We start from the raw sequence: 9,238 nt of genomic DNA, 5'->3' as shown, positions 1-9,238 counted from the left end.
GAGCCGGAGCCGGAGCCGGAGCCGGAGCCGGAGCCGGAGCCGGAGCCGGAGCCGGAGCCGGAGTCGGCGTCGGCTCCGGCGGTGCGTTATTCGCACTGCCGCCGGTGATCGTGGGCTGCGGACTGGCGATCGCTGCCGTGCCAGTTCCTGCAGTCGCATTATTGGCGGCAGCGAGATCCGTCGTGCCACCGCCACCGCAGCCCGCAAGACTCACCGAAGCCACTAGGGCAAGAGTTCCCGCTTTTAAAAAGAATGAATTCATGACTACTTCCTCACTATGACGCCAGCCGTGCACCCATTGCGACCACACGATCAAGCCCCTCCCAAGATGAGACTGTTTCGACTCATGACACTCGAAACCGCCTCCGCAATACAACGCAAAACAAAGGCACTGTTTGTTACATATGGGATGCACTAAAGGTTTCGCCTCACGTCCTGATCACCACCCCCCCCTCGACGAGGCCTAGGCCTGCGACTCGTCAGACCCCAAAATATGCTCATTAGGGAGTGTGAATTGTCGAGTTTTCCCTAAGCTGAATCGATCAGCGCGCTCTGACTTGCGTATCGGAATTTGCTGGTTTTTTTGTCAGAATTTTCTGATAACCTAGGACTGCCGCCCTAAAGCACGTTGAATTCTCTAGTCGAGACCAGATTTCACAACCCGAATGCTGTGATCTCGCACTATTTTTGAACCACCGCATCTCATGCCAAGCTCATGTTGCCGCAGCGCCACATCCGTGAAACACCCGATCACTTGGCCGACTTGGCAGGCGATGCCGATCTGACGCACGGCGCAACGCAGGCGCCGGAGGGTTTCACAGACCTGCGTGCGCTCGTTGACCAGCTCCCGGGTTTTGTGTTCCGCCTGCGCCATGACGGCGGGCAATTGCGGTTCGACTTTGCCAGCGCCTGTTGCCTGCCGGTTTGTGGCGTTCAGGCCACTGATTTGCAGCACTCCGCGCAGCACCTTCTGAACCAGATCGACCCCTTGGATCTCGCGCCGTTTCATGCGGCGCTGCAGGCCAGCGTTGCCTCCGGTTTCTGGAACTGGGAAGGGCGTCTGCATACGCCGCACGGGCTCAAGTGGGTGAATGTGCGGGCGCGCACGCGCAGCATCGACGCCCTCGCGGCCGAATCCACCGGCATCATGCTCAACGTCACGCAGAGTCATCTGCGCGAATCGCAGTTGCTCAATCTCTCCAGCGACCTGCGGCAGATCGCCTCGCATCTGGAGTCGGTGCGCGAGGCAGAGCGGGCCCGCATGGCGCGCGACCTGCATGACGATCTGGGTCAGGTGCTCACGGCCTTGCAGATGGATGTGGCGCTGCTGCGCAAGCAGTTTGGCGCCGCGCAGGCGCCGGAGTTGTTTGGCAACATCGACAAGCTCATTCACGCCGCGGCAGAGGCGGGTCGGCGGGTTGCGTCCGAATTGCGGCCCAGCGTGCTCGACCTGGGGCTGAAGGCCGCGCTTCGCTGGATGTCCGCGCAATACGCCCAACGCTATGACATTCGGGTGTCAACCGAGCTGAGCTACAAAAGCGAGGTCGGCGAACTGATCGCCACGGAGCTGTTTCGCATCGCGCAGGAGGGCTTGACGAACGTGGTGCGCCACGCGCGGGCGCGTCAGGCCTGGGTACGCTGTGTCGATGTGGAGGCCCATCAGATCTGCATTTCAGTCGAGGATGACGGTATCGGCTACACGCCGCAGGAGCCCCCGGCCAGCCGCCCCTCGCTGGGTCTGCGGGGCATGCGCGAACGCGCCGCAGTCTTCGGCGGCAGCTTTCAGCTCGACCAGTCGCCGCGGGGCGGTGTGCGCGTACAGGTGTGCATGCCACTGGGGCCTACGCTGTCGAGCGATGACGCGGGCGCCGCCCAACCCCAGCCATCCGCAGGAGACGCCCTTGGATGAGTTGCGCGTGCTCATCATCGACGACCATGCGCTGCTGGGCGAAAGTCTTGCGCGCTTTCTCGGCTCCAACGACATGCAGGCGGTCTGGTGCGGCGATCTCGCCCGCGCCATGCAATCCATCCGCGATCAGTCGTGGAGCGTGGTGCTGCTCGATCTGTCCATGCCCCAGGGCAACGGACTCGATCTGCTCAAGCGCATCAAGCTCATGCACCCCGACCTGCCGGTACTGATTCTGAGCATGCATCCCGAGCAACAGTTTGCGCTGCGCGCGCTGCGCGGCGGCGCGGCAGGTTATCTCACCAAGGGTTGCAGCCCCGACGTGCTGGTCGAGGCCATTCAAAAGGTCGTGCACGGCGGACGTTACCTCACGCCCGGCGTGGCGGAGCAGTTGGCCAACTATATGAACGAGGGCGAGGCGGCGGAAGAACCCCACGCCCGTCTTTCCGACCGGGAGATGCAGGTGTTCATGCGGCTGGTCGAAGGCAAATCGGTCAATCAGGTCGCCGACGAATTGCACATCAGCTGCAAAACGGTGAGCACGCACAAGACGCGGCTGATGCACAAACTCGCCCTCGACAACGACGCCGATCTGGTGCGCTACGCCATGCATCAGGGCATCGTGAGCTGAACCGCCATGCCCTCGGGGGATCTGACGCGCAGCGGCAGGTCTGGGGCGGCGCTATCAGACAGAAAGCGCCGCGGTTTTTATACTGCCGCTGATGCACACCCCCTACTCGCCTGAGCGCGCGGTTCAACTCGCGCGCGACACCCTGGATATCGAAGCCCGCGCCCTGCTTTCCCTGCGTGAGCGCCTGGCCGCGCCGCCGCTGTCGAGCGCATTTGCGCAGGCGGTGCAGTGCATCCTGCAGAGTCCCGGCCGCGTGGTGGTGTCGGGCATGGGCAAGTCGGGGCATGTGGGCCGAAAAATCGCGGCCACCTTCGCCTCCACCGGCACGCCGGCCTATTTCGTACACCCGGCCGAGGCCAGCCACGGCGACCTCGGCATGGTGACGCGCGACGATGTGTTCCTCGCCCTGTCCAACTCCGGCGAGACCGAAGAACTCACCCGCATCGTGCCGCAGGTCAAGCGCCTGGGCGCCACGCTCATCAGCATGACCGGCCGCACCGACTCCACCCTGGCGCGGCATGCCGACATCCTGCTCGATTGCGCCGTCGAACAAGAAGCCTGTCCGCTCAACCTCGCGCCCACCGCCAGCACCACCGCCCAGCTTGCCCTGGGTGACGCCCTGGCCGTCGCCCTGCTCGACGCTCGCGGCTTCGGCCCCGAAGATTTCGCCCGCACCCATCCCGGCGGCAGCCTGGGGCGCAAACTGCTCACCCATGTACGCGATGTGATGCGCAGCGCCGAGGCCGTGCCCAGCGTGACGGGCGACGCGCCGTTCACCGCCGCGCTGATGGAAATCACTCGCAAGGGCCTGGGCATGACGGCCGTGGTCGATGCGCACGGCGTGCTGGCGGGCATCATCACCGACGGCGATCTGCGGCGCCTGATCGAAAAGGGCGCCAACCTCAACACCCTGCAAGCGCAGCAGGCCATGCACCCGCAGCCGCACACCATCGGCCCGGACGCGCTCGCCGTCGAAGCGGTGCAACTCATGGAGCAATACCGCATCAACCAATTGCTCGTCGTCGATGCGCAAGGCAAGCCCGTCGGTGCGCTGAACATGCACGACCTGTTCGCCGCCAAAGTGATCTGAGAGGGTGTGAACAAATCCGCCATGAACCCGCCTATCGAAGCCACACCCCGCGACGCCACACCCCGTCTCGCCTTTGAGCCCGAACTCCTACTCGCCGCGCTCGATGTGCGGCTGCTGCTGCTCGATGTGGACGGCGTGCTCACCCCCGGCGACCTGCTTTATGGCGCGCAGGGCGAAGAACTCAAGCGTTTTTCCACCCTCGACGGCCACGGCCTCAAGCTGTTGATGAGCGCAGGCATCGAGCCCGTCGTCATTTCCGGGCGCGACAGCCCCGCGCTGCGCGCGCGCATCGCCGAGCTCGGTTTGCAGCACAGCGTGCTGGGCAGCGGCGCCAAGCTGCCCGCCGCACAGAGCCTGCTCGACCAACTTGAGCTGAGCTGGGAGCAAGTGGCCATCATCGGCGACGACTGGCCCGATCTCGCCCTGATCGCCCGGGCAGGTTTCAGCGCAGCGCCGCCGCAAAGCCACGCCGAAGTGCTGGCCCGCGTGAGCCACATCACCCGCGCCCCCGCCGGGCTCGGCGCGGTGCGCGAAGTCTGCGATCTGCTGCTGATGGCGCGCGGCGCCTACGCCGGCCTGCTGCAGGATGCACTCGACGGCAAGCCGCACACCCCGCCGCTGGGCAGCACCAAGGCAGGCCGCCCTCACGATGCCATCAGCGGCACCCTGGCCGAGCCGGGCGCCGTGCTGCCCAGCGCGCGTTGAAGCCCCTGCCGACATGAGAATCAATCCGCGCCAGTTCTGGCTCCGCCTCAGCGCCTGGACGCCCGTCCTGCTGCTGGCGCTTGCCGCCGCGTTCAGCTGGTGGGTGGCGCAGGTGGTCATGCGCGCCGAGCAAAACCCCCGAATCGGCGCGGCGCATTCCAACCTGCCCGACTATCTGCTGCGCGGATTTTCTGCGGCGAGCTACAACGCCCAAGGACAGCTCAGCGCCGTTTTGCGCGGCACGCAGATGGTGCACCTGCCCGCCTCCGACACCTTCGACATCACGTCGCCGCAGCTGCGCGCGGTCAACCCCCAGGGCATCGTCACCACGGCCAGCGCGCTGCGCGGCCTATCCAACAAAGACGGCAGCAATGTGCAACTGCTCGGCCAGGCCGTGGTGGAGCGCAGCGGCGTGCCCCATCAAGCCCCGCTGATCGTGCGCAGCGAGTTTCTCAACATCTTCCCCAACCAGCAGATCGTGCAGTCGAACCGGCCCACGGTGGTGCAGCAGGGGCAGACCGTTTTTTCCGGCAATGCAGTGGATTTCAACGGCGTTGCGGGCACTGCATCGCTGCAGGGACGGGTGAAAGCCGTCATCGTGCCGGGCCAGACCCCACCGGGAGCCACGCCATGACCGCCGCATCGCCCGCACCCATCGTGCTGCTCACCGGCGCGTCGAGCGGCATCGGTGCAGCGCTGGCTGCGGCTTATGCCGCTCGCGGCTGGCGGCTGGTGTTGATCGCCCGCCGCGCCGAGTTGCTGGAACAAGTCGCACGCGATGCCCATCTCGACCCGACTGATGCGGCCCGCGTGCGGCTCATCGCCGCCGATGTGCGCGACACCGACCGCCTGCGCCTTGAGGCCGACACCCTGCTGCGCGAATGGGGCTGCCCGCAGGTGGTCATTGCCAACGCCGGCATCAGCCACGGCGTCGATCTGTCGCAAGCCGACGATCTCGACGTCGCCATCGACATCATGGACATCAACTGGGCCGCCGCGCTCGCCACCCTGGCGCCCTTCATCGCGCCGATGCGCGCGCGCGGCAGCGGCGCCTTGGTGGGTATCGCCAGCGTGGCCGGGATTCGCGGCCTGCCCTGCCACGCCGCCTATTGCGCCAGCAAGGCCGCCCTCATCCGCTCGCTCGAAAGCCTGCGCGTGGAACTGCGGCCCAGCGGCGTGAAAGTCGTCACCCTCAGCCCCGGCTATATCGAAACGCCCATGACGGCGGGCAATCGCTTTCGCATGCCCTTTCTCATTTCACCCGCCGAGTTCGCGCGTCACGCCCTGCCCGCCATCGACGCAGGCCGCGCCTACGTCACCATTCCGTGGCAGATGGGGTGGCTGGGCAAATTCCTGCATATCGTGCCGCGCGCCGTGTTCGATCACTACGCCGGGCGCTACGGCCGCAAGGCCCGCAAGGACGACTGCGAACCCTGCCAGGCGATGACCCGGCGCAACCGCATGCGTCGCGGCGGCAAATAAGAGGCGCGGGGGCCCGTTCACGGCTACGGCGAGCGCCCACCAGTTCGCGCCCGCAAGCAGCAGGCCGGCGACAAAAATCAGCGTGCTCAGCATGAACACCTGCGGCGGAATGCCGATCTTCACCGCGCCATAGACCCACAGCGGAAAAGTCAGCGCCCTATAGCCAGCGCCCCAGCCAGCGCCATCGACGTGCCGTGCGGAGTGTCCTGACCGCTGCGCGGGGCGGATCGGCGACAATGGCGGTGACGTGATGCAGGGAATAAAACTCGGCGCTTCATCTCGCTTGGCCAATCAACTTGCCTGCATCAACGCCTCCCTTCTCCGTGAGAGTTCACGGGGTTGCTTCCAGCCTGGCGAGTCGCTCCAGGCGTGATGTCCAGGCCCAACGGATCAATGACGCACCTCCCGGAGAATGACATGCGCCCAATCGCAGACGACCCGAAGCTCAATCAACTGCTGGCCTCGTTTCCCGATGCGGAATGGTTGCGCTGGAAGCCGCAACTTGAACGGGTGAAGCTTGAACTGGGGCAGGTGCTCTACGAGGCGGGCGGCCTGCAAAGCCACGTTTACTTTCCGACGACCGCCATCGTCTCCCTGTTGTACGTGCTGGAAAACGGCGCTTCCGCCGAAATTGCAGTGGTTGGTCGGGAAGGGCTTGTCGGCGTCTCGCTCTTCATGGGTGGCCAATCCACCACCAACCGTGCGGTGGTGCAAAGTGCAGGCGAGGGATATCGGCTGCGCGCTTCGGGCATGCAGACTGAATTCAATCGCGCCGGGCCGGTGCTGCATCTGCTGTTGCGCTACACGCAGGCGCTTATCACGCAAATGTCTCAGACTGCCGTGTGCAACCGGCATCATTCGCTGGACCAGCAGCTCTGCCGCTGGCTGCTGCTGAGCCTGGACCGGCTTGACGGCAACGATCTGGTCATGACGCAGGAACTCATCTCCAACATGCTCGGGGTTCGCCGCGAAGGGGTCACCGAGACCGCGCTCAGCCTTCAGCGGGCAGGGTTGATTGACTATGCACGCGGCCGTATCAAGGTGCTCAACCGGGCTGGGCTGGAGCAACGCAGTTGCGAGTGCTACGCGGTGGTGAAGGCGGAGTACGACCGGCTGCTTCCGGCCACGTTGGCCATCTGATCGCCCAGGCCACATCGCGCCCTCGTTGCGCAAAAACTGGCGCACGGCTGCTGGGCGCGCTGATGGTTGATGCAAGCCGGGCCGCACGATCTGCCGATCGCTATGTGCGGCAGCAAACGGACACCGCGAAGATTTGGGCGCATCGTGTCGGCATCGGTTCCAGACGCCACGCACGGCCCGGTCTGGGCTGCATCACGGCATGCGTTGGATGTGCTGTTCACGAAAGCCTTTTTGTTCACCGCTCAGAATGCGCTCATTCAACGCCTGCCTCGCATCGAACAGCGTCGTTTGCTGAAGCGATGCGAGCCGGTTGAGCTGGTCTTTGCCGCCATGCTGGGCGCGCCAGGCCAGCAGACCGCGCATGCCTACTTCCCAGTCAACGGATATGTCTCGCTGCTTCAGCAGACAGGCGCGCAGGCGCCACTGGAAGTGGGAATGGTGGGACGCGAAGGCATGCTGGGCGCAGAGCTGGCACTCGGCGTGACGACCACGCCGCTGCTCGCGTTGGTGCGAGGTTCCGGGGCGGCGTGGAGAATCGAGCAAAGTGCGTTGCAAGAGGCGCTGGCGCAAAGCCCGGCGCTGCGTCAAGGTCTGCACCGCTATGTCTATGTGTTGCTGGCGCAACGGGCAGCAGCCGTGTCGTGTCAACGCTTTCATCTGATCGAAGCTCGGCTGGCACGTCAGCTGTTGATGAGCCAGGACCGCGCCCACGCCGACACGTTTCATGTCACGCACGAAGATCTCGCCCAGATGCTGGGCGTTCGGCGTGTCGGCGTGACGGTGGCGGCAGGAGAGTTGCAGCGCAGCGGCTTGATTGCGTACCACCGCGGTGATCTCCGGGTGGTGAATCGCATCGCCCTGCAATCCAGGGCATGCAGCTGCTATGCGCTGGATCAGCGGATTTACGACGCTTCAATGCAAGATAAGGCCCCGGAGCGCGCAGAACCCGACTTCGCGTGAAAAAACGGTCTTGCATGTTCGTTAGCGCACAGACACTTTGCTTGCAGTTCGATACCTTCAGTGCATGCCACGACATCGCAGAAATGCAACGCGATGCCGAAGCGACATGAACCGGGGCAACGGCCCCATCACTTGAAGGATTGAACATGAACTGGGAACGTATCGAAGGCAACTGGAAGCAGATCAAGGGTCAGGCCAAAGCGCAATGGGGCAAGCTCACTGACGATCAGCTGACCGAGATCGACGGCAAACGCGAGCAACTCGCCGGAAAGATCCAGGAGTCCTATGGCATCACCAAGGACGAAGCGGAGCAGCAGCTCGCCGCCTGGCAGAAGCACTGCAAAGACGACGGTCCCGCAATCTGAGCCTGGGGTCAATCTGACCTTGCACAGCCCTGAAGCAAAGCGGTCGGTCGAGAGTCATCGCGCCCATCGCTGCACACGAGGAGTATGACCATGTCGTTAGGCACCATTCTGCTGATCATCCTGATTCTGATGTTGATCGGCGCATTTCCAAGCTGGCCCCACAGCCGCAGCTGGGGGTACTTTCCCAGCGGCATTCTTGGCTTCATTGTGATCGTGGTGCTGATCCTCTTTCTCACAGGGCGCATGTAAGCGTTCATACGCCTGCGCCATTGCGCCATCAAACATCTACCCCTTGGGCAACACGCCTTCGGGAACACTTGGTTTATTTCAAAGGAATGCATCATGCGATCCCACAAAGTGCTTTATGCCGTCATGCTGGCGGCCTCATTGGTCAGTTTTACAGGCTGTGCCGCCACAGATCGGCACGACAGCACGGGCCAGTACATTGACGACACGGCCATCACGACCAAGGTCAAGGCCGCGATTTTTGGAGACCCGCAGCTCAAGCTGTTCGAAATCAAGGTGGTGACCTTCAAGGGCGTAGTGCAACTCAGCGGCTTTGTCGGCACACGCGAAGAGGAGCTGAGAGCGGTCGCCCTTGCACGCAACGTGGACGGCGTGAAGGCGGTTCAGGACAACATGAGCCTGAAGTAAACAGGCGAATCACGCCGCGAGGGGAATCGATCCTGGGCAGCGGCGTTGCAGGCCATCGCACAGGCGCCTGATCCCCCTCCAATGCGTGCGTCGCCTCACCGGGGCGACGTGCGCTGTTTTTTCCAACCCATTCAAAAGGTCGCATCATGAACATCAAACAAAGAATTCTCCCCTCGGTTGCCGCTGCCATGTTCTTGCTGGCTCTGGGCCCCGGCGGCCACCCAAAGTGCTCCACTTATGGCCACCCAAACTGCTCCACCCTGGCCGCGGTGATCTGACGCATTGAGCAAGGTGCGTCGGGTGCT

At 64.0% G+C, this 9,238-nt stretch carries 13 protein-coding genes and 1 pseudogene; 12 read left to right on the top strand and 2 right to left on the bottom strand.

All coding sequences use genetic code 11. From position 1 onward, the window contains the following. Both ABT24_RS14695 and ABT24_RS14690 read right to left on the bottom strand, forming a co-directional pair. Window positions 1–262 (bottom strand): annotated as a pseudogene (locus ABT24_RS14695) (hypothetical protein); the annotation flags it as partial. 375 nt (window positions 263–637) lie between these two features. Continuing rightward, window positions 638–1,009 carry a hypothetical protein gene (locus ABT24_RS14690; protein ID WP_286738150.1) on the bottom strand — a complete coding sequence of 124 codons (372 nt, stop codon included), beginning with the start codon at window positions 1,007–1,009 and terminating at the stop codon, window positions 638–640. Here ABT24_RS14690 and ABT24_RS14685 point away from each other — a divergent pair. The 12 genes from ABT24_RS14685 to ABT24_RS14630 all read left to right on the top strand — a co-directional run bounded on the left by ABT24_RS14685 (window position 989) and on the right by ABT24_RS14630 (window position 9,211). Next, window positions 989–1,909 carry a sensor histidine kinase gene (locus tag ABT24_RS14685; RefSeq protein ID WP_286738149.1) on the top strand — a complete coding sequence of 307 codons (921 nt, stop codon included), beginning with the start codon at window positions 989–991 and terminating at the stop codon, window positions 1,907–1,909. The two genes, ABT24_RS14690 and ABT24_RS14685, sit on opposite strands and share 21 nt — an antisense overlap. Beyond that, entirely contained in the window at window positions 1,902–2,537 is a 636-nt protein-coding gene (locus ABT24_RS14680; RefSeq protein ID WP_041609081.1) for a response regulator, read from the top strand. The genes ABT24_RS14685 and ABT24_RS14680 overlap by 8 nt, the downstream gene beginning before the upstream one ends. 91 nt (window positions 2,538–2,628) lie before the next feature. Beyond that, complete coding sequence (locus ABT24_RS14675) at window positions 2,629–3,627, top strand: KpsF/GutQ family sugar-phosphate isomerase (RefSeq protein ID WP_276733131.1); 999 nt, start codon at window positions 2,629–2,631, stop codon at window positions 3,625–3,627. Window positions 3,628–3,633: 6 nt separating this feature from the next. After that, the gene (locus ABT24_RS14670; protein WP_338123589.1) at window positions 3,634–4,332 is read left to right on the top strand and encodes a KdsC family phosphatase; all 699 of its coding nucleotides are present in this window, start codon (window positions 3,634–3,636) and stop codon (window positions 4,330–4,332) included. A 13-nt stretch (window positions 4,333–4,345) separates the two neighbouring features. Beyond that, complete coding sequence (lptC, locus tag ABT24_RS14665; RefSeq protein WP_276733133.1) at window positions 4,346–4,966, top strand: LPS export ABC transporter periplasmic protein LptC; 621 nt, start codon at window positions 4,346–4,348, stop codon at window positions 4,964–4,966. Next, complete coding sequence (locus ABT24_RS14660; RefSeq protein WP_013104367.1) at window positions 4,963–5,814, top strand: SDR family oxidoreductase; 852 nt, start codon at window positions 4,963–4,965, stop codon at window positions 5,812–5,814. Before lptC ends, ABT24_RS14660 begins: the two co-directional genes overlap by 4 nt. Window positions 5,815–6,231: 417 nt before the next feature. Further along, window positions 6,232–6,954, top strand: a complete 723-nt coding sequence (locus ABT24_RS14655) for a Crp/Fnr family transcriptional regulator (protein WP_276733137.1) — start codon at window positions 6,232–6,234, stop codon at window positions 6,952–6,954. A 210-nt stretch (window positions 6,955–7,164) separates the two neighbouring features. Then, window positions 7,165–7,914 carry a Crp/Fnr family transcriptional regulator gene (locus ABT24_RS14650; protein WP_276708801.1) on the top strand — a complete coding sequence of 250 codons (750 nt, stop codon included), beginning with the start codon at window positions 7,165–7,167 and terminating at the stop codon, window positions 7,912–7,914. 146 nt (window positions 7,915–8,060) lie between these two features. Then, window positions 8,061–8,279: a CsbD family protein gene (locus tag ABT24_RS14645; RefSeq protein WP_156053999.1), complete on the top strand. Its 219-nt coding sequence runs from the start codon at window positions 8,061–8,063 to the stop codon at window positions 8,277–8,279. Window positions 8,280–8,369: 90 nt separating this feature from the next. Then, window positions 8,370–8,528: a DUF3309 domain-containing protein gene (locus ABT24_RS14640; RefSeq protein WP_013104359.1), complete on the top strand. Its 159-nt coding sequence runs from the start codon at window positions 8,370–8,372 to the stop codon at window positions 8,526–8,528. A gap of 93 nt (window positions 8,529–8,621) precedes the next feature. Continuing rightward, window positions 8,622–8,933 carry a BON domain-containing protein gene (locus ABT24_RS14635; RefSeq protein WP_013104358.1) on the top strand — a complete coding sequence of 104 codons (312 nt, stop codon included), beginning with the start codon at window positions 8,622–8,624 and terminating at the stop codon, window positions 8,931–8,933. A gap of 146 nt (window positions 8,934–9,079) precedes the next feature. Beyond that, entirely contained in the window at window positions 9,080–9,211 is a 132-nt protein-coding gene (locus tag ABT24_RS14630; RefSeq protein ID WP_276733143.1) for a hypothetical protein, read from the top strand. Window positions 9,212–9,238: the final 27 nt, after the last annotated feature.

Origin of the sequence: Thiomonas sp. SCN 64-16 (assembly GCF_001725585.1) — a bacterium.
Taxonomy (GTDB): domain Bacteria; phylum Pseudomonadota; class Gammaproteobacteria; order Burkholderiales; family Burkholderiaceae_C; genus Thiomonas; species Thiomonas arsenitoxydans.
Note: the sequence above shows the minus strand (reverse complement) of the source record. Positions and strands in the feature narration are given on the sequence as shown.